The sequence below is a fragment of the Caulobacter sp. GW821-FHT12F03 genome (assembly GCF_058806855.1).
In genome coordinates this window covers 114,359-137,064 of the sequence record NZ_JBXAQC010000006.1, presented here as the reverse complement: position 1 = coordinate 137,064, position 22,706 = coordinate 114,359, and the positions used below count along the sequence as shown (strand labels likewise).

The window sequence follows — 22,706 nt, the reverse complement described above, 5'->3', positions numbered from 1 at the left end:
GGAAAGACTGTAGGGGTTCAGGCGGCGAGGGCCGACGGCGTGGCCTTGCCCAGGATCATGTCGCTGGCCTTTTCGGCGATCATGATGGTCGGGGCGTTGGTGTTGCCGCTGACCAGCCGGGGCATGATCGAGGCGTCGACGACCCGCAGGCCCTCCACGCCGTGAACCCGGAGCTGGGCGTCGACGACGGCCTGCGGGCCATTGCCCATCTGGCAGGTGCCGACCGGGTGATAGATCGTCGTGCCGGCGCCGCGGGCGTACTCCAGCAGCATCTCGTCGGACTGGAACTCGGGTCCCGGGTTCATTTCGTGATCGATGTATGGCGCCAGCGCCTTCTGCTCGGCGATCTGGCGGCCGATCTTCAGCGAGGCCACGGCCACTTCCTGGTCGAGGCTGTCGGCCAGATAGTTGGGAACGATGCTCGGGTAGACGGTCGGGTCGGCCGACTTGATGCGGATGTGGCCGCGGCTCTCGGGGCGCAGCTGGCAGGGGGCGATGGTCAGGCCGGGCGCGCCCTCCAGCTCCATCTTCTGTTCGTTGGCCAGTTTGTCGGCGTCCATCGTCGCCGGCAGGATGTGGTACTGGATGTCGGGGTGGGCCAGGTCCGGCCGCGACTTGCAGAAGACCGCGATGTGCGCCGCCGACAGGGTCAGCAGGCCCTTGCGCTGGAACAGGAACTTCATCGCCTCGCCGATGAACCGCGGGCCGCGCGTCAGCTCGTTGACCGAGATCACGCCCGGCTTCAGCCGGTAGCGGACGCTCATCACGTAGTGGTCCTGCAGGTTCTCGCCGACGCCCGGCAGGTCGGCCACGACCTCGATGCCGTGTTCGCGCAGCAGCGCGCCGGGACCGACGCCCGAAAGCTGCAGCAACTGCGGCGAGTTCACCGCCCCGCCGGCCAGGATCACTTCGGCCCTGGCTTTCGCCGTCTTCTTCACGCCGTTCTGGGTGAAGGCCACGCCGACGGCGCGCTTGCCCTCGAACAGCACCTTCGAGGCCAGGGCGTTGGTCTCGACCCGCAGGTTGTCCCGGCCCATCACCGGATGCAGATAGGCGACCGCCGCCGAGCAGCGCTGACCGTTCTTGACGGTCAGCTGGTAGTAGCTGACGCCCTCCTGGTCGCCGCCGTTGAGATCGGCGCGGCGCGGAATGCCGGCCTGTTCGCAGGCGTCGACCACAGCGTCCGACACGGGATGGGTGGTGGTCACGTCGGAAACGTTGAGCGGGCCGCCCTTGCCGTGCAGGGCGCCGGCGTCGCGCTCCTGGTGCTGCGAGCGCAGGAAGTAGGGCAGGACGTCGTCCCAGCTCCACCCTTCACAGCCCAGCTGGCGCCAGTTGTCGTAGTCGGCCTCCTGGCCGCGGATGTAGAGCAGGCCGTTGATCGAGGACGAGCCGCCGAGCACCTTGCCGCGCGGCCAGACGTGCTGGCGGCCGCCCGTGCCGGGATCGGCCTCGGTGGTGTAGAGCCAGTTGACCTTCGGATCCTTGAGCGTCTGCGAATAGCCGACGGGCACGTGGATCATCAGGTTGGACATGAACTGCGACGGGTTTTTCGTCGGACGGTCGTCGCCGCCGGCTTCCAGCAGCAGCACCTTGGTCTTGCCGTCGGCGCTCAGGCGATTGGCCAGCACGCAGCCGGCGCTGCCGGCCCCGACGATGATGTAGTCCGCCTCGATGATGTCGGCCACGCGTTCGCTCCCGGATGTCGTGATGACCGGAACGTCTTGCGCGCGCCTGATCGCTGATCACCTTACGGACGCGGAAGCCGTTCTGGAAGGGCGCCGTGGCGTCAGGTGACGCAAGGTCACGATTGCCCCGGCGGGCCGCGCGCCTATGGTCCCCCCCGCCAGCCATATTTTGGGGAGTATGCGGTCATGCAACTGATCAGCGAGACGGCGGTCGACGGCCGCGCCGGACCGAATTTTCCGACGACCTACCCGACCCTGGAAGGGGTCGATCTGACCGACATCCTCAGCTTCGCCGGCGGCCAGCCGTGGGCCGATTTCGCCCGCATGCGCGAACAGGCGCCCGTCATGTGGCATTCCGAGTCGCGCCACGAAGGCCCGGGCTTCTGGGCCGTGACGCGCCACGCCGACGTCATGGCCGTCAATGGCGATCCGGAGACCTTCTCCAGCCAGCGCGGCGGCATCCTGATGGCCCAGGGCCGTCCCGAACAGCGTCACGCGCTGCTCTACCGCGCCTCGATGGACGCCATGATCAACATGGACGCGCCGAACCATCTGCAGCTCCGTCGCGAGCACATGCCCTACTTCACTCCGTCCTATCTGCGTGGCGTGACGGAGAAGGTGCGGGGCGAGGTGACCCGTCTGCTCGACGCCATGGCCGACAAGGGCGAGTGCGACCTGGTGGAGAACTTCTCCGCAGTCCTGCCGCTGTTCACCCTGTGCGAGATCCTCGGCGTGCCGCCGGAAGACCGGCCCCGCTTCCTCAAGTGGATGCACTATCTGGAGATGGCCCAGAACCTGGCCACCCAGCAGGCCACCGCCGGCGTCGCCCCGACGCTGGAGCTGATGCAGTTCATCGCCGACTTCAACAACAACGTCGAAGAGATGTTCGAGTACGGCCGGCACATGCTGCACAAGCGTCGCCTCGACCCGCAGGCGGACCTGCTGACGGCCATCGCCCGGGCCCAGGTCGAGGGCGAGCAGCTGAGCGACGAGTACCTCGACGGCTCCTGGCTGCTGATCGTGTTCGCCGGCAACGACACCACCCGCAACACCCTGTCGGGCTCGATGAAGCTGCTGACCGAGTTCCCCGACCAGCAGGCGAAGCTGATCGCCAATCCGGACCTGCTGCCGGGCGCGGTCAACGAGTTCATCCGCATGGTCAGCCCGGTGATCTACATGCGCCGCACGGCGACCCGCGACGCCGAGATCAACGGCCAGACCATCGCCGAGGGCGAGAAGGTCGTCATGTACTACGGCGCCGCCAACCGCGACCCGGCGGTGTTCGCTGATCCGGACCGCCTCGACGTGACCCGCGCCAACGCCGACAAGCACATCGCCTTCGGCTACGGCCCGCACACCTGCATCGGCAAGCGCGTGGCGCAGATCCAGCTGGAGGAGGCCTACCGCCAGATCCTGGCCCGCTTCCCCGACATGCGCTGGAACGGCGAGATCGACATCGCCCCCAACAACTTCGTCCACGCCATCCGCAAGCTGGGCGTCAGCTTCACGCCGGGTCGCAAGGCGGCCTGATCAGCCCTCTTGCCTTCCCCCGCGTCCGGCGGTCTTCATCCGCCGCAATGATCCAGAGCAGGAGCCTGTCATGGCCAATCCGACCTTCGAAACCATCCTCTATGACGTCAAGGACGGGGTCGCGACGATCACCCTGAACCGGCCCGACCGGATGAACGCCTTCACGGCCCAGATGATGGCCGAGATGATCAAGGCGTTCGACATGACCGACGCCGATGACGCGGTGAAGGCGGTGGTGGTCACCGGCTCGGGTCGGGCCTTCTGCGCCGGGGCGGACCTCGGCGGCGGCGAGAAGACCTTCGACTATGCCAAGCAGGAAAGCGATCCGCGCGAGGCCAACAAGGTCAACGGCGTCTACCGCGACGGCGGCGGCCTGTTGACCATGCGCATCTACGAAAGCCTCAAGCCGGTCATCGCCGCGGTCAACGGCGCGGCCGTCGGCATCGGCGTGACGATGCAGCTGGCCATGGACATCCGCCTGGCCTCGACCGAGTCGAAGTTCGGCTTCGTGTTCGCCCGCCGCGGCATCACGCCGGAAGCCGCCTCGTCGTGGTTCCTGCCGCGCATCGTCGGCCTGCAGCAGGCGCTGGAGTGGTGCTACACCGGCCGCGTCTTCGGCGCCCAGGAGGCGCTCGACGGCAAGCTTGTCCGTTCGCTGCATGCGCCGGAGGACCTGCTGCCGGCGGCCTACGCCCTGGCCCGCGAGATCGCCGACAACACCGCGCCGGTCTCGATCGCCCTGACCCGCCAGCTGCTCTACCGCAACGCCGGCGCGACCCATCCGATGGACGCCCACATGTCCGACAGCCGCGCGATCATGGCCCGCGGCGCCCAGGGCGACGCCAAGGAAGGCGTCATGTCCTTCCTCGAGAAGCGCGCTCCGGCCTATCCGGACAAGGTTTCGGCCGACCTGCCGGATATCTGGCCGTACTGGGAAAAGCGCGAGTTCAAGTAGCCGTCGGTCACGACCGGTTAACAAGGGTCTGTTGTCATCGGGGGGCAGCGGCGCGTTCCCGCGCCGCGCCTCTTCCGCCCCCCGAGTCCGATGAGCGAACCCGCCGCCCGATCCGCCTTCGATCAGACTGACCTCGGTCCGGCGCGCGGCGATGAGCCGCCCGCCCGGCCGACGGCGCGCTCGCGGACGACCCTGCTCAAGCGCCTGGCCGACGTGGTCTGTCTGCCGGGCAGCCGGGTGAACGCCTTCGAGCGGTCGATGACCGCCGACCTGCTGATCGAGCTGCTCCGCGAGGCGGCGATCGAGGAGCGGGTGCGCATCGCCCGGCGTATCGCCAACGTCTCGGAAATTCCCACCGGTCTCGCCCGCCTGCTGATGCGCGACGACCTCGAAGTCGCCCGCGCCCTGCTGGAGAACAGCGCCACGGTCGGCGACGGCGACCTGATCGACTGCGTGCGGACGGCCACGACCGAACACCGCCGGCTGATCGCCTCGCGCCGTGGGCTCAACGAGGTGGTCGGCGACGAACTGGTCCAGCATGACGAGCCGCCGGTCATCGAAGCCTTGCTGCGCAACGACCTGGCCAAGCTCAGCCATGAGGCGATCGAGACGATCGTCGCCGGCACCCGCGACCATCCGCGCCACATCCCGCTGCTCCTGCGGCGCAGCGAACTGCGCCCCAGTCATGCCTATGTGATGTTCTGGTGGTCCGACGCCGAGGCGCGCCGGGTGATCCTCCAGCGCTTCGCCGTGTCGCGCGAGGTTCTGCAGGAGGCGGTCAGCGACGTGTTCGCCATGGCCGCCGACGAGAACTGGCAGGATCCCCTGACCCGCAAGGCTCTGCAGTTCATCGAGCGCCGCCAGCGCAACCGCGCGGCCATCGCCAAGAGTCCGTTCGAAAGCCTCGACGAGGCGGTCCAGGTGGCGTCGGAGAGTTTCACCCGCGAGGTGGCCGAGGAGATCTCCTACCTGTCAGGTCTCAAGCCGATGACCGGGGCCAAGATCTTCACCGATCCGGGCGGCGAGCCGCTGGCCATTCTGTGCAAGGCGACCGGCCTGCCCAAGAATAACGTGCGTCTGCTCTGGCGGGCGCTGCGGCGTCCGGAGGCCGACGCCGCCGGCAACGTCAATCCGGGGCTGGAGCGGATCCTGACCCTGTTCGACACCATCGCGGTCGACCGGGCGCAAACGGTGCTGCGCTACTGGAACTGGTCGCTGTCTTCGGCCCTGACGCCGGCCCTGATCAAGGCCATCCGGGACGGCGACGAAGAGGCGCTGGACGAGTTCTCCCAGCCCCAGCGCGCGGCCATGCTGGCCCTGTCCGGCGACCTGCGCCGACGCTGAATTCCTTCGCGAAACCAGAAACGCGTGAGTGAAGTCGCGGCGCGTAATTGAAGCATCGCCTGCATCAATTACCGGGCCCGGGAGTATTTGCGTCCGTTTCTATGATTGAAAAGCTTGTGCCGTGGTTTGCGGCGCTATATGCAGCGGCCAATTGAATCCGTGCGTGCCGATTCCGGTCGTGCTCAATCTCTACCGTGATGGAACAAGGTCAGATGGAAGACAAATCCGCGATCATCGAGATGACGACGGACATCGTGTCCGCCTATGTCGGCAACAATTCCGTGGCAGCCAACGATATTCCGAATCTCATCCAGAACGTCCACAAGGCGCTTACCGAAGTCGCCAGCGGCTCGGTGACGGTTGAAATCGCGCCCAAGGAACCGGCCGTTCCGGTTCGCCGCTCGATCACGCCCGACCACCTCGTCTGCCTCGAGGACGGCCGCAAGTTCAAGTCGCTGAAGCGCCACCTGCGCACCAAGTACAACATGAGCCCCGAAGAATATCGCGCCAAGTGGGGCCTGCCGAAGGACTATCCCATGGTCGCCCCGAACTACGCCAAGGCGCGGTCGGACCTGGCCAAGCAGATGGGTCTGGGCCAGGGCGGCCGCCAGGCGGCCAAGAAGAAGCGCTAGGACGCCGCTTCAGACATCCGTTCAGAGGGGGCGGCGGGCTCGGCTCGCCGCCCCCTTTCCATTGTGAAGACTCATCTTTTTCGCTCGATGCTTGACTCGCGCCGCGAAAGTTCGCCTCGCCCCGTCATTTTCGCTTGCCCCCGATTCGCCGGTTAAGCGATAGTGAATCACTGGTGATTCCAAGGGGTTGTTAAGGATTCTGTAGATGGCCGCGCAACTGGGCGCTTCGGCGACAGCCGCCCGCGCCCATGAAGAGCTGTTCGCTTACTGGGCCTCGTTGCGCCAGGCCGGCCGGCTCCCCGGCCGGGCGGACATCCGTCCCGAAGACTTCAAACGCCTGCTGCCCACCGTCAGCCTCATCGACATCGTGCCCGGCGAGCGTCGGGACTACCGCCTGCGTCTGGCCGGCACCGGCCTCTACAGCGTCTATGGCCGCGAGATCACCGGCCGGGCCCTCGGCGACGTCTATGGCGCCAAGGCGGCCGATTACTGGCGCGCGGAACTCGACAAGGTGGTCGAGGAGCGGCGGCCGGGCGTGGGCTGTCACAGCCTGGCCTGGCGCGGCGCGGGCCACATGTCCCTGCTCTGGCTGCGCCTGCCGCTCGCGTCCAATGGCCGGGACGTCGACATGATCCTCGGATACGACGCCGTCGTGGGCGTCCATGGCGACACCGGCAGCGGCATCCGCGCCGCCTGATCGCGCCGTCCGGCCCGCCTGGACCGCCGAACAAATCCCGCCGATATCCGCCAAGCGCCCGCAGGGATTTGATAATTTTCCTATTGCCTGCACGAATGTAGGAATATTATCCTCATTTCGTCGACGCCGATCACACTGTGTCGACGCGCGGCCCCGGCGCCGCGCCGATGAGGACGCCATGATCACCCACGACCAGACCGATCTCTACGGCCTGCCGCCCGAGTTCCGCCGGGACCGGCTGCACGCCGCCTTCATCACCAGCCTCGTCGCCCTGGCCGTCGACCTGCCGGCCCGCGAGATCGCGGCCCGCACGCGCAGCAACCAGGCCGTGACGCGCGCGCGCCAGCTGGCCCTCTATCTGGCGCATGTGACCCTGTCCTGGCCGTTGTCCCGCGCCGCCTTCGCCTTCGGCCGCGACCGGACCACGGCCGGCTCTGCCGTGCGCATCGTGGAGGACCTGCGCGACGACCCGGAGATGGACGCCCGCATCGCCGCGCTGGAGGACTGTGTGCGGCAGGCGCCGGCGGCCTGGGAGCGGGCGCCGTGACGGTCCCGGACGTCACCCGCGTGACGCGGGCCCTCGCTCGGCCCGACGCGTGGATCGACCAGATCGGGGAGGGCGCCTATGTCGTACGCCTCTCGTCCGACCGGCGACGGCGCGCGGCCCTGGCGTTCGACGAGCCGCAGTTCATCGCCCTGACCGACACGCCGGGGCTGAAGGTCCGGCCGGAGGGCGGCTGGCGGCTGGCGCGCGCGCCCGACAACGCGCCGTCGCGGGCGGGCCGGCCGAGCATCCTCGAAGGGCGGCGGCTGGTCACGGACCCGGACGGACGCCGGACCATGGCGACGGTCAATCTCGGGGAGTCGCCGATCGCCTGGCTGGCCCGTCGGCGCGACGCGCGCGGTGAAGCCTGGCTGACGCTGGTCGAGATCGCGGCCGCCGAGAAGCTGCGCGACGACCTCGTGGTCGCTGGCACGGTCGGCCGCCTGACCATGGCCTGGGACGCGGGACCCAGGACCCGCGCCGGCCGGGGACCCGGGCTGGACCCCGCGGAACGGGCGAGACAGGCCAAGGGGCGCATCGCCGCCGCCCTGGCCGCGGTCGGTCCCGGCCTGCGCGAAATCCTCGAACATGTCTGCTTCGCCGGGACGGCGCTGGAGGCGGCGGAACGGTCGCTCGGCCTGCCGCGTCGGTCGGGCAAGGCGGTGCTCAAGCTGGCGCTCGGCCGGCTCGCCGCCCACTACGGCCTGGGCTGAGCCAGCGCCTCGGCGTCGCGGCGGATGCGGCTGACCATCGAGGCCAGGCCGTTGGCCCGCTGGGTCGACAGCGCGCCGCTGAGTCCGAGCCTGGCGAAGGCCGCGCCGGCGTCGAACGCCAGGATCTCGGCCGGCGTCCGGTCGGCGTACAGCCGCATCAGCACGGCGATCAGGCCGCGGACGATATGGGCGTCGGAGTCGCCGCGGAACCGGACCCTGCCGTCGTCCAGCGGCTCGGTGACCAGCCACACCTGGCTGGAGCACCCGCGCACCTTGTTGGCGTCCGACCGCTCGGCGTCGCTCAGCGGGGCCAGTTCGCGTCCGAGGTCGATCACATAGCGATAGCGTTCTTCCCAGTCGCCGAGCAGTTCGAACTCTGCGGCCAGGTCGTCCAGGGCGGCGTCAATCGGTGAGGTCATGCGCCGGGCACTTAAGGCTCCGTCAGGCGGCGGGCAAGGTCGCCACGGCGGACAGGCCCTGGCCCGGCGCCGAAGACAGCGTCAGATGGCCGTTCATCGACTCCGCCAGCAGGCGCGCGATGGGCAGGCCCAGGCCGGCCCCGCGACTGGTCTTGATCTGGACGTCCTGGCCAAGTTCGAACGGCGCCAGCAGGCGGGGCAGATCGGCCGGGTCGACGCCCGCGCCATGGTCGCGCACCTCGATCTCGACGCGGTTGTCGTGGCGACGGACGAAGACCTCGACGAGACCGCCCGCGCCGCCGTGCAGCAGCGCGTTCTGCATCAGGTTGAACAACAGGGTGCGCAGGCCCTTGGCGTCGGCCAGCACCGCGGGCAGCCGGTCCACGTCGTGGACGACGATCCGCACCCCGGTCGCCCGCAGGTCTTCCCGCAGGCGGTCGCGCACGTCGTCCAGAACGTGATCGAGGGGCTGGGGCGCCAGCGCCAGGTCGATCGCCTTGCCCGACAGCCGCGCGACCTCGAGCACCTGGTTGACCAGCCGCAGCAGCTTGTAGCCGCTCTGGCGCACATGCTCGGCGTACTCGCGGTACTGCGGCGCGCCGAGCGGGCCATAGAGCTCGGCCGTCAGAATCTCGGAAAAGCCGATGATGGCGTTCAGCGGCGTGCGCAATTCGTGGCTGACGGTGCGCAGGAAAGCGCGCTTGGCGGCGTCGAGCGCCGCCGACTCGCGGGCCAGCGCCTTCGCGCGATCCTCCGGATCGGCGGTCTGGGACGCTTCACGGGGCCGGTCGGGCCTGGACATGGCCGGGGTTGGCCTCAACAACGAAATCCCCAAAATGGGCTAACACACTTACGAATCAGTTTCTGTCCACAGGTCACGGGGCGAGCATTCCCGAATAACGCGTCGCCCACGGGGAGAGCGGTATGGAGCCGGGGGCCCGGGCCCGCTACTGTCCGGGTCAGGCTCCTGAATGGAGCGAGGGGACGAAAGACAGTGGGCGAAAGCGAGTCCGACGAGGCCCCGAAAGGGGGCATCGCTCCGGCGCCGCACGCGGATCTGGCGCGCGATGGGCGCGTGTGGTCCGTCGCCTGGCTGTCGGCGGTCGCCCTCACCCTCGTCGCCCTGGCCATCGCCTACCCCGGAACTCTCTGGCCTGTCGCCCCGGCGCTGTTCGTCGGCGGCCTGCCCGCGGCGGTGGCCCTGCTCACCCGTCGTCGCCAGTCGCGGCGCGCCCAGGGCTGGATGCTGGCGCTGTGGGCCGCCGCCGGCGGCCTGGCCTGTATTCTCGCCGGCGGCGTCGCCGGCCCGCTCGCGGCCTGGTGCCTGGCCCCGGTCGCGGCCTCCGCGGCCCAGGGCGGCGGACGGCGGCTGGCGCAGAGCGCGGCCCTGGCCCTGGTCGCCGGCGCGGTTTCGGCCATCGCGGCCCTGGCCGGCTTCGCGCCCGCCCCGCCGACCGGCATGGTCGCCTTCTGGATGGGGTTGCTGGCCCTGACCACCACGGGCCTGGGCCTCGGCGCCGGCCTGATCATGATCGAACGTCAGGTGAACCGCCGGGAGGTCCGCCTCGACGACGAGGTCGAGCGCCTGCGCGCCATCCTCGAGGAACAGCCGCACCTGGTCATGTCCCTGTATCCGCACGGGCGGGTGCGGGTGATGTTCGGCCATACGCCGCAGGGCGTGTCGCGCGAGTCGCTGCAGGCGATCGGCCTGGGCGCGGTCGCCCTGCCGGGAGCTGATCGCAACGCCGTGCTCGACGGCCTGCGCAAGGCGTCGGCGGACGGCGCGGCCGAGGTCGGCTTTACGCCGGTCGGCGCCATGGACCGCTGGATCGCCGTGACCCTGCGCCGGGTCGAGGAAAACCTGATCCTTGCGGTGATGCGCGACGCCACCGCCGAGCGCGACCGGCAGGCCGCGCTGGAACAGGCCCGCCAGGACGCCGAGAGCCTCGCCGCCGGCAAGACCCGCTTCCTGGCCAACATGTCCCACGAGCTGCGCACGCCGCTGAACGCCATCATGGGCTTCTCGGACATCATGCGCGCCCGCATGTTCGGCCCGCTGCCGGACAAGTACAGCGAGTACGGCGACCTGATCCACGAGTCGGGCGGCCACCTGCTGGACCTGATCAACGACGTGCTGGACATGTCCAAGATCGAGGCCGAGCGGTTCCAGCTGTCCCGCGAGTTCTTCGACGCGCGCGAGGCCGTGTCAGCCGCGCTGCGCCTGCTGCGGGTGCAGGCCGACGGCGCCGGCGTCAGCCTGCGGGGCGTGCTGCCCCAGGCGTCGCTGGACGTCCACGCCGACCGCCGGGCGATCAAGCAGATCGTGCTGAACCTCGTGTCCAACGCGCTGAAGTTCACGCCCAAGGGCGGCTCGGTGACCGTCACGGCCCAGGGCTATGACGGCGACTTCGAACTGGTCGTGGCCGACACCGGCGTGGGTATCTCGCGCCAGGACCTCGACCGGCTGGGCCGGCCCTATGAACAGGCCGGCGACGCCATCCAGCGCCAGATGGGCACGGGCCTCGGCCTGTCGCTGGTGCGGTCGTTCGCCGAACTGCACGGCGGCGACATGGTCATCGAGAGCACGGTGGGCGAGGGGACGTCAGTGACGGTCCGGCTGCCGGTGCTGGAGCGGCCGGAACGCGGCGCGCCGCCGCCGCTGGGCGACAACGTCATCGCCTTCAATCCGCAGCGCTAGCTAGCGGGCGTCCACCTTCAGGAAGGCGAGCCCTGCGGCGAAATCGCCGACCTCGACATAGGCGCGGCGCACGGTGTCGCGGTCGCGGCCGGCGAAGACGAACTCCACCATCACCGCCTCCCGCGTATCCAGCGCCGTCAGCGCCCGCACGGCCTCGGCCGGGAAGCGCACCAGCAGGGCGGACTTTGCGCCGCCGGGAGCCAGGCGTGTCGAGGCCGCGCTGCGCGCCTCGGCCGAGAAGGCGCGGGTGGCCGACGGCGGCAGCCGCCCGGCCAGCGGGATGCGGCCGTCCGGCCCGGCCTGACGGCGATCGAGATACGGGCCCGAGGTGCGCGTCACGTCGCGCATCACCAGCCGCACGGCGTAGGGCGACGCCTTGTCGGCGAAACTGGCGGAGGCCAGCAGCACGCCCTGTCCGGTCTTGCCGCCCATGCCGAAGACCATGCTGTCCCATCCGAACCGGCTGGGCTGCGACAGGCGCCAGACGGGCCCGTCGACGGAGACGTTGCGGTTGGCGTCCCAGTTGGCCAGATCGCCCGGATAGGTCAGCCGCGCGATGCGGGAATAGCCCTTGAACGCGGTCTTCACCCGGTCGGCGGCCATGACCACGTCCGGCGAGCGGCAATCGACGGCCCAGGCCTTGGCCCGCGCGCGGTCGGCGGCGCCGGTCAGGGCGTCCTCGCTGGAGCCGCCGCGCAGGGCCGCCCCGCGCGCCTGGACCCGCGCCGCGTCGAGCGCGACGGCCACCCCGGAATCGAACAGGTGGCAACGCTCGTCCGCGGCCACCATCACCGATCGCTCATAATAGAGATCGAGCGCGCCGCGCGCGAAGGCGACGGCCGGCGCGGCGCAGATCGCCACGGCGAGCAATCCGCGGCGCCACCGACGGCCGGTCGTTGAGCGCGGGCTCGTCATGCTCTCGTCTTTTCCCGTATGCTTCTACAAGGCCGGCGCACCCTAGGGGGTGCGGGTTGCGGTTCGGTTAGCGGGTTGGGTCTTGCTTCTTTCCACGGACATCTGGGTTGGCGCTCTCATCCGGCGCGCCGAGCAGGGCGGGGCTTTCCCGATGGTGATCCGCAAGGGCGACCCGCGCGCCGGGGCGGTGCTGGTCAAGGTGGTCGACCGCCGGGCCGGGATCACCCGCCTCTACAGCGAGGCCACCCGCGGCGACGGCGAGCGCGTCTGGATGCAGCCGCTGGCCTCGCAGGACGAGGCGGAACTCGACGCCTACGCCCAGCGCGCGCTGCGCATCGACCCCGACGTCTGGATCGTCGAGATCGACGACGCCCAGGGCCGGCATTTCCTCGTCGAGCCCGTCGAGCAGGGTTAACGGCGCCGTTAACCGCCTTTCTACACCGGACCGAAAGTCCGCCCGGGCCATAGGGGAGCGTCTGCTTTTTCCTGTGCCCCGGCTGTGCCCCCGTCATGCTTTTCCTGATGAACGACGTCGTTCTGAATCTCGATGCGCTGAGCCTCGCCCCGCCGGTGGCCGCGCGCCGGTTCGCGCGGCTGACGCACAAGTTCGTCGATCGTCTCGGCGCCGAGCTGTTTTCCGAGGATCCCCTGCTGCCGCATCATGATCTGGAGCGCGCGGAACGCCTCGCCGCCCTGATCGTCGCCAAGACTCCCGAGGTCAACGCGGCCCTGTTCGTCGCCACCGCGGTCGGCTGTCCGCTCGACCAGGTTCAGTCGCGCTACTGCCAGATCGGCTTCGAGGTCATGGGTCTGCTCTACGAGCGCCAGAAGAACGGCGGGCTCACCACGGTCGAGGCCGACCGGCAGGTCTGGCGCCGCCTCGCCGCCTGAAGCGACGATTATTCGCGCGCGGGACGACTCAACCTTTACGCCCCTCAGCCCTCCTGCTTAACCTGAAGCCCGGCCATGGGCGCGTTCGGGGGACAGGCGATGTGGGGATTGAACCGTTGGGGCGGGGCGCTGCTCGCCGCCCTGGGGTTGCTGCTGTCGCCGGCCGCGGCCCAGGCCAAGTGGCTGCGAGCCGAAAGCCCGCGCTTTATCGTCTACAGCGACCGCGGCGAGGCGGCCCTGCGCGACTACGTCATCCAGATGGAGACGTTCGACAGCGTGCTGCGGTTTCGCCACGGCCTGCCCGAGGCCGGCGTACCGCCGCGCAAGCTGCCGATCTATCTGGTCCGCGATCGCGACGACCTGCAACGGACCTGGAACGGCGCCGGCGACGCGGTGGCCGGCTACTACAGCCCCGGCGGCGGCGACACTTTCGCCGTGGCGGTGCTGGAGGCCGGCTCGGCGGATGATGACTCGGTGACCATCCGTCACGAGTACACCCACCATTTCATGCTGCAGAATTTCCCCAGCGCCTATCCGGCCTGGATGGTCGAGGGATACGCCGAATACTACAGCATGACCCGGATCAAGGGGGACTTCGTCGAGGTCGGACGGGTCAACACCTGGCGGTCGGACGAACTGCGCAACGGCGCCTGGCTGAAGATCGCCGACGTTCTGGCCAACAAGCGTGGCCCCAGGGGCAAGAGCTGGAGCGATTTCTACGCCGAATCCTGGCTGCTGACCCACTACCTGATGAGCGATCCCGAGCGCTTCAAGCAGTTCCAGGCCTACGCCTCCGCGGTGGCCCGCGGCGCCGATCCGGTGGAGGCCATGGTCGCGGCGACGGGCCAGTCGACCGACGCCCTGGACGTGGCCTTGCGCAAATACATGAACACCGGCCTGCGCTACATCCAGTACAAACGCACCGACTTCACCGCGCCGCAGATCACCATCACCGAAATGCCGGCGTCGGCCGACGCCCTGTTGCTCGACCGGCTGGAACTGGTCGGCCACTACTACAAGGACGCCAACCCCGGCTATCCGGACCTGATCCGCGCCCGGGCAGCGCGGTTCCCGGTGGACCAGCTGGCGACCCTGGCCCTCGGCCAGACCGAGCTTGAGCTGGGCGACCCCGCCCGGGGGCGGGCGCTGCTGGAAGACTGGATCAAGGCCCATCCAGAGGATGCCGACGCGATGTTCGTCCTCGGCGACCACCTGCTCGATCAGGCGCGCGAAGAGGAGGACGAGACGAAGTCCGATGGCCTCCGGGCCGACGCCCGCGCCCTGTTGCAGCGCGCCGCGCAGCTGGCGCCGACCGACTATCGCATCCTCTACGCCTATGCCCAGTCGCGACGTGGCGAGCCCGGCTTTCCCACGCTCGAGACCCAGACCCTGCTGGTCAACGCCTACAAGCGCGCGCCGCAGGTCGACAGCCTGCGGTTCGAGCTGGTGCAGGTGCTGATGGCGCGGAAGCACTGGCGGGAAGCCGAAGCCCTGCTCAAACCGCTGGTCAACAGCCCGCACGGCGGCGACTCGGTGGACAAGGCTCGCGAGTTGATGAAACGGGTACAGGCGGCGCTGGCCGCCGGTGAGTGAGGGTCTGATGTTCAGGCGTGTGGTTCCGAGGGTCCTGGCCGCGCTGGCGCTGGGCGTCGTTCTGGCGGGCGGTCTCGCGGCTCCGGCCGCCCAGGCCAAGTGGATGCGGGCGGAAACGCCCCACTTCGTGCTGTACAGTGACGGGCCCGAAGCGGGTCTTCGGCGGTACGCGGCGGACCTCGAGGACTTCGACGCCCTGCTGCGGTCCGCCCACGGCCTGGACCCGGCGGGCCAGCCGGCGCGCAAGCTCGACATCTATCTTGTGGCGGGGCCGAAGGACCTGTCCCGGGTCATGCCGACGGCGTCGGAGTCGATCGCCGGCGTGTATCGGGCCAACCTCGGCGACATCTACGCGGTGGCCATCCGGGGCGAGCGCGGGGCCGAGAGCGGGCGGCGATTCCTGTTCCATGAATACGTCCACCACTTCATGCTGCAAAACTTCCAGGCGGCCTATCCGGCCTGGCTGGTCGAGGGCTACGCCGAGTATTTCGGCGCGACGCGCATCGAGGCGGGGGCCATCGAGGTCGGCGTCGCCCCGACGGGGCGGGCCCGCAATCTCACCGACATCCCGTGGCTGCCCCTGAACCAGATCGCCATCCTCTCGCCGCCGACCGGGACCGGCCGGGGCCCCAACAGCGTCGGGGCGATGTTCTACGCGGAGTCCTGGCTGCTGACGCACTACATGCTGAGCGATCCCGCGCGGCGGGCGAGGCTGGCCGATTATACGGTGGCCGTCGCGCGGGGCGCCGATCCCGCCGCCGCCCTGCAGACCGCGCTCGGCATGGACTTCGCCAGCGCCGAGAAGACGCTCAAGGCCTATCTGCAATCGACGCCCGGCATCCGCTATCCGAGGGACGGACGGACGACGCCGGAGATGGTGCTGACCGAACTGCCCCCGTCGGCGGACGCCCTGCTGCTGGAGGGCCAGCGTCTGAAGAGCGGCGTTCCGGCGGCCGATCAGCCCACCTTCCTGGAAGAGATCCGCGCGAAGGCCGCCCGGTTCCCCGGTGATCGTCTGGCGGAGCTGACCCTGGCCCGGGCCGAGATCACCTTCGGTGATCGCGCGGCCGGGGAGGCCATTCTCCAGCGCCGGTTCGCGGCGGATGCGACCGACGTCGACGCCGCCTGGCTCATGGCGCTCAGCCGGCTGTTCGCGGGGCAGGCCGAGCCCGCGCGCCGGGCCGAGTTCTATGCCCAGGCGCGGCCCTGGCTGGGCAAGGCCTTCGCGCTGGACGGCAACCGCTACCAGACCCTCTATGACTATGCCCAGGCGCGGTCGGTCGACGCCGACTATCCCACCGACAACACCCTGGCTGTCCTGCTGAAGGCCCATGCCCTCGCGCCGCAGGTTGCACCGGTGACACTCGGCGCGGCGCGAGGCCTGATGAAACGCAAGCGTTTCGCCGAGGCCATCGTCCTGCTCACGCCGCTGGCCAACAACCCGCATGGCGGCGGCCTGGCCCGGGCGGCGGCCGCCCTGATCACCCAGGCCAGGGCCGGACAGACGGTCGACGCGGCGGGGCCAGGCGAAGGCGACGACGCCACGGACAGGTGACAAGCGCGGCCGGGACCGCTACCTCCCGCCGCCATGTCCAACGCCACCGCCCTTGAAGCCGCGCGCCGGCGCACCTTCGCCATCATCAGTCACCCTGACGCCGGCAAGACGACCCTGACCGAGAACCTGCTGCTGGCCGGCGGGGCCATCCGGGCGGCCGGCGCCGTGCGCGCGCGCGGCGAGAACCGCCGCACCCGGTCCGACTGGATGAAGATCGAGCGCGAGCGCGGCATCTCCGTCAGCGCCTCGGTGATGACGTTCGACCACGACGGCCTGATGTTCAACCTGCTCGACACCCCGGGCCACGAGGACTTCTCGGAAGACACCTACCGCACCCTGACCGCCGCCGACGCCGCCGTCATGGTGCTCGACGCCGCCAAGGGCATCGAGCCGCAGACGCTGAAGCTGTTCGAGGTTTGCCGCCTGCGCGACATTCCGATCGTCACTTTCATCAACAAGATGGACCGCGAGGCCCAGGACCCGTTCGCCCTGCTGGACGAGATCGCCAGCAAGCTGGCGCTGGACCCGGCGCCGCTCTACTGGCCCGCCGGCTCGGGCGGGCGGTTCAAGGGCATGATGGACCTGCGGACCCAGACCCTGATCCCGTTCAGCAAGAACCGCGACGAGGGCCATCCCGCGCCCGTGCCGTTCAAGTCGAACGCCATCGACGCCCTGCTGACGCCCGACGAGCGCGACGAGCTGGAAGAGGGCGCCATGCTGGTCCAGGAGGCGTCCAAGCCGTTTGACCACCAGGCCTTCCTCGAAGGCCACATGACGCCGGTGATCTTCGGCTCGGCCCTGCGCCACTTCGGAGTCGACGAACTGCTGGCGACGCTGGCCGCCTATGCGCCGCCGCCCCGCCCGCGCGCCGCGCAGAAGGCCGGCGTCGACACCCAGGTGGTTCCGGGTGATCCCGAGGTGACCGGCTTCGTGTTCAAGGTCCAGGCGAACATGGATCCCAACCACCGCGACCGGATCGCCTTCTTCAAGCTGACCAGCGGCAAGTTCATCCGTGGCATGAAGCTGAAGACCTATTCGACCGGGGTGCGCGGCGAGGCGCCGGGCAAGCAGATGAGCGTCAACGCGCCGATCATGTTCTTCGCCTCCGACCGCGAGCTGGCCGAGGAGGCCTACGCCGGCGATGTCATCGGCATTCCGAACCATGGCGTGCTGCGCGTCGGCGAAAGCCTGTCGGAGAGCGGCACGCTGCGCTTCGCCGGCCTGCCCAACTTCGCCCCGGAAATCCTTCAGCGGGTGCGGGTCAAGGATCCGCTGAAGGCCAAGCACCTGAAGAAGGCGCTGGAAGGCCTGGCCGAGGAGGGGGTGACCCAGCTGTTCCGGCCGATCCTCGGCTCCGACTTCATCGTCGGCGCCGTCGGCCAGCTGCAGTTCGAGGTCATGGCCGACCGTCTGTCGAACGAATACCAGCTGGACGTGGTCTTCGAACCGTCGCCCTACGCCGAGGCCCGCTGGCTGCACGGCACGGCCGCCGCCATCGAGACCTTCGCCTCGACCCACCGCACGGCCATGGCCGAGGACATCGACAATTCCCCGATCTTCCTCGGCAAGTCGGCCTGGGAGATCAACTACGTGGGCGAACGCTACCCGGACCTGGAGTTCCTGCGAACGCGGGAGCGCGGGTAGCGGGAACGCGCACCTTCGGTACGCGGCCCCTGACGTCCTGCGTTAACCATACTGAAGAAATTTACGCCTTGTTAAGGACTTGGGACCGCGCTTTGCTCCTTCCCTGAAGACCGCCCACCGGATGTTCCGGGCCGGGACGGAATTCGCCGGGGAGCAGGCGTCGCATGTTCGAGTTCGGTCGTGAGTTGCGCCGCTTCCTGGGAGGCGAGCCTGTCGCCGGCGTCTACAGGGACGGGCTGACCGGCGGGGACTCGACCCTGCTGGAGCTGCTGGACCTTCGCCTGCTGATCAACGAGGCGCGCGGCGCCGACATCGCCGCCGGCCGTCTCGGCGTCCGGGATCGCGGCACGCGGCTGATCGAGGCCGCCGTCGCCTGGCGCGAGGTCGCCCGCCGCTCGGGCGACGCCACGGCCCTGCGCAAGGCGGCCTCCAGCGCCGAAGCCGCCGCCAAGCTGTTCACGGAGCATCACAAGGCCTCGGGCGTCGCCCGGGCCAAGGCCGAGCAGGGACTGTGCGCCCTGCTGGGCGCAGACCTGTTCGGCGACGAGGGACTTGTCGCGGCCGCCGAGCGCGTGCTGGGCGAAGCCGCCTCGGCGTCCGGCGTCGGCGCCGCGCTGGCCGGGGCGACCCTGGCCGGGCTGCGCGGCCGCGCGGCCCTGTCGGCCGGCGAGGACGTCGACGCCCTGGCCGCCGCCTGGGAAGCGCCGCTGGCCGCCCTGGCCAGCGCGGGCCGGGCCAGTCCGGCCGCTCGCCTGATGGCCGTTGAACAGCGCGTGGCGCGCGCCGACCTGCTGGCCCTGGCCGGCGCGACCCTGCATGACCGCGACCTGATCGACCACAGCCTGCGCGAGGCCCGCGCAGCCCGCGCGACGCTCGATGTCGCCGTCGAGCCCCTGACCTGGGGCCGCACGCGGGCGGCCGAAGGCGCGGCGCTGAGCCTGCTGGCCGAGCTGACCGGCGACGTCGCCGCCGCCGCCGACGGCGTCGACGCCATCGCGTCCGCCCTGGAGCAGGTCGCCCGGGAGCACAGTCCGCTCGACTGGGCCCGCATCCAGGCCGGGCTCGGCCAGGCCCTGATCGTGCTGGGCGAGACCAGCGACAATCCCCGCGCCTTCGAACAGGCGGTGACCTGCTTCGACCGCGCCGAACTGGTGCTGAAAGACCAGCCCGTGCTGGCCCTGCGCGCCCAGGCGGCCGGCGGTCGGGCCATGGCGCTGGGCCGCCAGGCCGAGATGACCGGCGATCTCGCGGTGCTCGACTGCGCCGTGGCCGCCCTGAAGACCGAACTCTGCCGCCTCAAGCCGTCGGCCGAACCGGTCGCCTGGGCGATCACCCAGCTGAACCTGGCCCGCCTCTACGAGACGCGCGCCGACATCACCGGCCGCGACGATGCCGCGCTGAGGGCCGCGGCGGTGGCCCTGGTCACGGCGATGGACGTCTTCTCCGAGGAGGGCATGCGCTCCCTGACCGACCTGGCCCACCAGGCGCTGGAGCGCTTGCGCGCGCGAGGCTGACCGATCTAGGGTCCCTGCGGTTGTAGTGGGGTTCTCCGATGATCGCCGTGCTGATCGCGATGCTTCTGGCGCCATCCGAAGCGTCGGCGCCGCCTTCTCACGTCGGCGGTCTGGTGACGCAGCCGGTCTGGCTGACCCTGCCCACCGGTGAGGATATGGTCCGCTTCCGGCCCGAGGACGCCACGGCGTCGGGCCGGGCGGTCATCGAATGCAAGGTGTCGGGCCGCGGCCTGCTGGACTCCTGTCAGGTGCTGGAAGAGACCGCGGGCGAGCACTACGGCAAGGCCGCGCTCAGGGTCGCCGCCCGTTTCAGGATGGCTCCCAGGGACCGCGCCGGGGCGGCCACCGCGGGGCGCAAGGTGCGGCTGCCCATCACCTGGACGCTCACGCCGCCGCCGACGGACACCGCCGACACCAGTTCGTCGCCGCACTGGATCCGGCGTCCTTCCGGCGATGACATGGCCAGGGTTTATCCGCGGGTCGCCGTGAGCGCGAACGCGTCGGGCCGGGTCACCATGGTCTGCCGGATTATCGCCACCGGGCGGCTCACGGACTGCGACGTGGTCGAGGAAACCCCGCCGGGCATGGGCTTTGGGGAAGCGACGATCAGGCTCGCGCCCTATTTCCAGATGTCGACCACGACAGCGGACGGCAAGTCCGTCGAGGGCGGGACGATCCGCGTTCCCCTGATCTGGCGGCTACACTAGCCGTCAGGCCGCCGCGACATCCCCGGTCGCCCGGCGCATGCGCCAGAAGCGGATGGTGCGCAGGGCGGCGTCCCGGGGCAGGGCGGTGTAGAGGTCGCCGTGGGCCTTGGCGCGGGCCATGGCGTCGCCGTCGCGATCGAGGATCAGCACGGTGAACGTCAGGAACAGGCTGCGATCGAAGTCCGCCGCCTTGCAGACGATGGCCAGGGCGTCGAGTTCCTTGCGCTCCAGGATCAGACGGGCCGTGTGGAAGTCGATGTTGGCCAGCACGCCCAGCGCCACGAGGAACTTGGTCGTCTCGCGATTGCGCAGCATGGCCGCGAGGGTGCGCGGGCTGATCTCGCCCTTGGCCTTCATCGTCCGGACGACGGCCTCGGCCTCGGCGTAGTCGGCGGGCAGGGCGCCGTCGCCCAGGGCGACGCGCTTGCGGCCGGCGCTGAGGGCGGCGTCCAGTTCCGCCGGGTCGATCTCGGCGTTGCGCGACAGGATCTGGTCGCGCAGCTGCGCCTCGACGACGAAGTACATCTCGTTCAGCAGGTCGATCGGCAATGACTTGCGATTGACCACCGCCTCGTGAAGCGCGGGATTGACGCTGGCGCGGTCGACCACCTGTTCATGCGCCTGGCGCGACAGGTTGGCCCCTTCGTTGCGCAGCAGGACGCCCAGGGTCTGGTCGTCGCCGCGCTGGACGATGGCTTCCGAGACCGACACCGGCACGGAGTGGCGTTGCGAGATGGCGCGCAGATGATCCTGGCCATGGGTCTGGGCGACCTGCAGCAGGTCGGCCTCGCTCAGCGCCCAGGAATGCTGCAGCACTGGCCGGGCCACATCGATCTCGTCGGCCGCCAGCGACCGCATCAGGCCGATCGGCGCGCCCGCGCCCTGCGCCATGCGCTGGGCCAGCTCGGCGCGGACGGCCACTTCCATCTCTCCGGCCAGCTGGCCGAGGACCTGGTCGAACAGGGCCAGTTCGGAAGGTCCGTGGCGATCGCCGGAGAAGAACAGGTCGGTGACGCCGCGCAGCAGTTCACGGCGGCGGCCGCTGTCGTTTTCGCGGGCGAGGGCGATCAGGTCATGCAGACGGCTGCCGCCGGCGACGTCGGCGCTCATTGGCCGCCTCCGGTCGCGGCGGCGCGTCGGGCGGCGGCGCGCTCGGCGTCACGCTTGGCCGCGCGGGCGGCCTCGTCGGCCTCGTCGGCGGCGCCGACGCCGGCCATGCCGTCATCGTCGCCCGCGTCGTCGCCGCGCACGCCGTCGCCGACGCCGCTCAGCGCCACGGCGCCGGCCAGGCTGGCTTCCGGTCGGAACGCCGTCTGGGCGCCGGCGGGCGGCATCGGGATCGGATCGGGCGTCTCGCCATAGGGGCGATGCACCGAATAGAAGCGCGGCGCGTTGGTCGCATAGAGCCCGCCCAGCGCCGGGACAGGACCGGGCGGCGGAGCGAGGGCGGCGGCCGGAGCCGCGACCGGCGCGGGGCGGCTGTAGAGGCTTTGCGGCGCGGCGGCCGGCGGCGTCCAGGCGCTGGCGTAGGCGGGCGCGGGCTGGGTCGGCGGGGTCTGGGCGACCGGCGCCTGAACCATCGGAGCCTGGGGTGTCGGGGCCTGGGGCGCGAACGCCGGTCGATACAGGCCGCCCGGCGTCATGACCGGTGGGGCGATAGCGGTCATCGGCGTCTGGGGAACAGCGGGCGCGGCCTTGCCGGACCAGTTCAGCAGGGGACCCGAATAGGGCGCGGCGACGGCGACGGTCGCGTCGCGCGGGGCGGCCACGGTGGAGCCGTAACGATCACCGGCCTGGGCGCTGCCGGCGGCGCTGGCCGTCAAGACGGCTATGGCGAGGACGAGACGCATGACGCTTCCGATCGACTGGACCCGACCGGTCTAGCCGACGCCGCTTAATCCGCGCCTAACGGCCGCGCCACCAGACCAGGGCGCGACGTTCCGCCGCCTGCAGGATGGCGTAGAGGCCCGCGCCCATCACGGCCAGAACGAACAGGGCGGCGAAGGCCTTGGCGGTCTGAAGCCGGTTGCTGGCCTCGAGAATCCGCCAGGCGAGGCCCTGTGAGCCGCCCGATCCGGCGCCGAACTCGGCCACCACCGCGCCGACCACAGCCAGGCCCGCCGCGACCTTATGTCCCTGCAGCAGGAACGGCACGGCCGTCGGCAGGCGCAGCCGCGTCAGCTTCTGCCAGCGCGTCGCGCCGTAGAGGTCGAACAGCCGCTCGAGATCGGGATCCGCGGCCTTCAGCCCCGTCAGGGCGCCGGAGAAGATCGGGAAGAAGGCCACCACCGCCGCCAGGCCGATCACGGCTCGCTCGGGGTGCTCCAGTCCGGCCCAGATGGTCACCAGCGGCGCGATCGCGATCACCGGCGTCACCTGCAGGGTCACCACGACCGGCTGGATCGCCCGCTCGACGATCCCGCTCAGGCCGGCGATGAAGGCCAGCAGGCTGGCCAGCACGCTCGCCGTGAGCAGGGCCCACAGCGCTGTGGCCAGGGTGTTCCAGCCGGACGCCGCCAGCAGCGGCAGGTTTCCGGCCAGCGCCTCGCCGATCGCCGAGGGCGCGGGCAGGCGGTAGCTCGGCACCTCCAGCACGCGGCAGGCGGTTTCCCAGCCGAGCAGCAGCAGTCCGACGAAGACCAGCGGCGCGGCGATGGCGGTCAGCAG

General features: G+C 70.2%; 22 protein-coding genes. 15 read left to right on the top strand and 7 right to left on the bottom strand.

Going from position 1 to position 22,706, the window contains the following annotated elements:
- Positions 1-17 precede the first annotated feature (17 nt).
- Positions 18-1,688: a GMC family oxidoreductase gene (locus AC1RN0_RS14660; RefSeq protein ID WP_492788195.1), complete on the bottom strand. Its 1,671-nt coding sequence runs from the start codon at positions 1,686-1,688 to the stop codon at positions 18-20.
- Positions 1,689-1,874: 186 nt separating this feature from the next.
- Between AC1RN0_RS14660 and AC1RN0_RS14655 the strand changes: the two genes are divergently transcribed.
- From AC1RN0_RS14655 to AC1RN0_RS14625, 7 genes are all read left to right on the top strand, one after another.
- Positions 1,875-3,218, top strand: a complete 1,344-nt coding sequence (locus tag AC1RN0_RS14655; protein WP_492788194.1) for a cytochrome P450 — start codon at positions 1,875-1,877, stop codon at positions 3,216-3,218.
- A gap of 70 nt (positions 3,219-3,288) precedes the next feature.
- Positions 3,289-4,173 (top strand): crotonase/enoyl-CoA hydratase family protein, encoded by an 885-nt coding sequence (locus AC1RN0_RS14650; RefSeq protein ID WP_492788193.1) that lies wholly within the window; start codon positions 3,289-3,291, stop codon positions 4,171-4,173.
- 90 nt (positions 4,174-4,263) lie between these two features.
- Complete coding sequence (locus tag AC1RN0_RS14645) at positions 4,264-5,517, top strand: DUF2336 domain-containing protein (RefSeq protein ID WP_492788192.1); 1,254 nt, start codon at positions 4,264-4,266, stop codon at positions 5,515-5,517.
- A 212-nt stretch (positions 5,518-5,729) separates the two neighbouring features.
- Positions 5,730-6,149 (top strand): Ros/MucR family transcriptional regulator, encoded by a 420-nt coding sequence (locus AC1RN0_RS14640; RefSeq protein WP_492788191.1) that lies wholly within the window; start codon positions 5,730-5,732, stop codon positions 6,147-6,149.
- Positions 6,150-6,354: 205 nt separating this feature from the next.
- Entirely contained in the window at positions 6,355-6,846 is a 492-nt protein-coding gene (mopJ, locus tag AC1RN0_RS14635; RefSeq protein ID WP_492788190.1) for a motility/cell cycle regulatory protein MopJ, read from the top strand.
- Positions 6,847-7,024: 178 nt separating this feature from the next.
- The gene (locus tag AC1RN0_RS14630; protein WP_492788189.1) at positions 7,025-7,393 is read left to right on the top strand and encodes a helix-turn-helix domain-containing protein; all 369 of its coding nucleotides are present in this window, start codon (positions 7,025-7,027) and stop codon (positions 7,391-7,393) included.
- Positions 7,390-8,103 (top strand): DUF6456 domain-containing protein, encoded by a 714-nt coding sequence (locus AC1RN0_RS14625; protein ID WP_492788188.1) that lies wholly within the window; start codon positions 7,390-7,392, stop codon positions 8,101-8,103. The genes AC1RN0_RS14630 and AC1RN0_RS14625 overlap by 4 nt, the downstream gene beginning before the upstream one ends.
- Here AC1RN0_RS14625 and AC1RN0_RS14620 read toward each other — a convergent pair.
- Together AC1RN0_RS14620 and AC1RN0_RS14615 are read right to left on the bottom strand one after the other, a co-directional pair.
- Entirely contained in the window at positions 8,088-8,522 is a 435-nt protein-coding gene (locus AC1RN0_RS14620; protein ID WP_492788187.1) for a SufE family protein, read from the bottom strand. The genes AC1RN0_RS14625 and AC1RN0_RS14620 overlap by 16 nt on opposite strands.
- 22 nt (positions 8,523-8,544) lie before the next feature.
- Complete coding sequence (locus AC1RN0_RS14615; protein ID WP_492788186.1) at positions 8,545-9,324, bottom strand: sensor histidine kinase; 780 nt, start codon at positions 9,322-9,324, stop codon at positions 8,545-8,547.
- 273 nt (positions 9,325-9,597) lie between these two features.
- Between AC1RN0_RS14615 and AC1RN0_RS14610 the strand changes: the two genes are divergently transcribed.
- The gene (locus tag AC1RN0_RS14610; protein WP_492788185.1) at positions 9,598-11,220 is read left to right on the top strand and encodes a sensor histidine kinase; all 1,623 of its coding nucleotides are present in this window, start codon (positions 9,598-9,600) and stop codon (positions 11,218-11,220) included.
- On the opposite strand, the gene AC1RN0_RS14605 is transcribed toward AC1RN0_RS14610, so the two are convergent.
- Positions 11,221-12,135 (bottom strand): hypothetical protein, encoded by a 915-nt coding sequence (locus AC1RN0_RS14605; protein ID WP_492788184.1) that lies wholly within the window; start codon positions 12,133-12,135, stop codon positions 11,221-11,223. It abuts the gene before it with no gap.
- An 82-nt stretch (positions 12,136-12,217) separates the two neighbouring features.
- Between AC1RN0_RS14605 and AC1RN0_RS14600 the strand changes: the two genes are divergently transcribed.
- The 7 genes from AC1RN0_RS14600 (at position 12,218) to AC1RN0_RS14570 (ending at position 20,039) form a co-directional block, all read left to right on the top strand.
- The gene (locus tag AC1RN0_RS14600) at positions 12,218-12,550 is read left to right on the top strand and encodes a DUF1491 family protein (RefSeq protein ID WP_492788183.1); all 333 of its coding nucleotides are present in this window, start codon (positions 12,218-12,220) and stop codon (positions 12,548-12,550) included.
- Between the two features lie 95 nt (positions 12,551-12,645).
- Positions 12,646-13,026: a hypothetical protein gene (locus tag AC1RN0_RS14595; protein ID WP_492788182.1), complete on the top strand. Its 381-nt coding sequence runs from the start codon at positions 12,646-12,648 to the stop codon at positions 13,024-13,026.
- Positions 13,027-13,101: 75 nt separating this feature from the next.
- Positions 13,102-14,619: a tetratricopeptide repeat protein gene (locus AC1RN0_RS14590; protein ID WP_492788181.1), complete on the top strand. Its 1,518-nt coding sequence runs from the start codon at positions 13,102-13,104 to the stop codon at positions 14,617-14,619.
- 7 nt (positions 14,620-14,626) lie between these two features.
- Positions 14,627-16,174, top strand: coding sequence for a DUF1570 domain-containing protein (locus tag AC1RN0_RS14585; RefSeq protein WP_492788180.1), 1,548 nt, complete (start codon positions 14,627-14,629; stop codon positions 16,172-16,174).
- A 33-nt stretch (positions 16,175-16,207) separates the two neighbouring features.
- A complete protein-coding gene (locus tag AC1RN0_RS14580; protein ID WP_492788179.1) occupies positions 16,208-17,818 on the top strand; it encodes a peptide chain release factor 3 in 1,611 nt (536 codons plus the stop codon).
- Between the two features lie 164 nt (positions 17,819-17,982).
- Positions 17,983-19,332 carry a hypothetical protein gene (locus tag AC1RN0_RS14575; protein ID WP_492788178.1) on the top strand — a complete coding sequence of 450 codons (1,350 nt, stop codon included), beginning with the start codon at positions 17,983-17,985 and terminating at the stop codon, positions 19,330-19,332.
- 38 nt (positions 19,333-19,370) lie between these two features.
- Positions 19,371-20,039, top strand: coding sequence for a TonB family protein (locus AC1RN0_RS14570; RefSeq protein WP_492788177.1), 669 nt, complete (start codon positions 19,371-19,373; stop codon positions 20,037-20,039).
- A gap of 3 nt (positions 20,040-20,042) precedes the next feature.
- Here the strand turns inward: AC1RN0_RS14570 and AC1RN0_RS14565 are convergent, their stop codons facing one another.
- The 3 genes from AC1RN0_RS14565 to AC1RN0_RS14555 are packed head-to-tail and all read right to left on the bottom strand — an operon-like array spanning position 20,043 to position 22,703.
- Positions 20,043-21,149, bottom strand: coding sequence for a DUF2336 domain-containing protein (locus tag AC1RN0_RS14565; RefSeq protein WP_492788176.1), 1,107 nt, complete (start codon positions 21,147-21,149; stop codon positions 20,043-20,045).
- Positions 21,146-21,889, bottom strand: coding sequence for a hypothetical protein (locus tag AC1RN0_RS14560; RefSeq protein ID WP_492788175.1), 744 nt, complete (start codon positions 21,887-21,889; stop codon positions 21,146-21,148). Before AC1RN0_RS14560 ends, AC1RN0_RS14565 begins: the two co-directional genes overlap by 4 nt.
- A gap of 55 nt (positions 21,890-21,944) precedes the next feature.
- The gene (locus AC1RN0_RS14555) at positions 21,945-22,703 is read right to left on the bottom strand and encodes an ABC transporter permease (protein WP_492788311.1); all 759 of its coding nucleotides are present in this window, start codon (positions 22,701-22,703) and stop codon (positions 21,945-21,947) included.
- Positions 22,704-22,706: the final 3 nt, after the last annotated feature.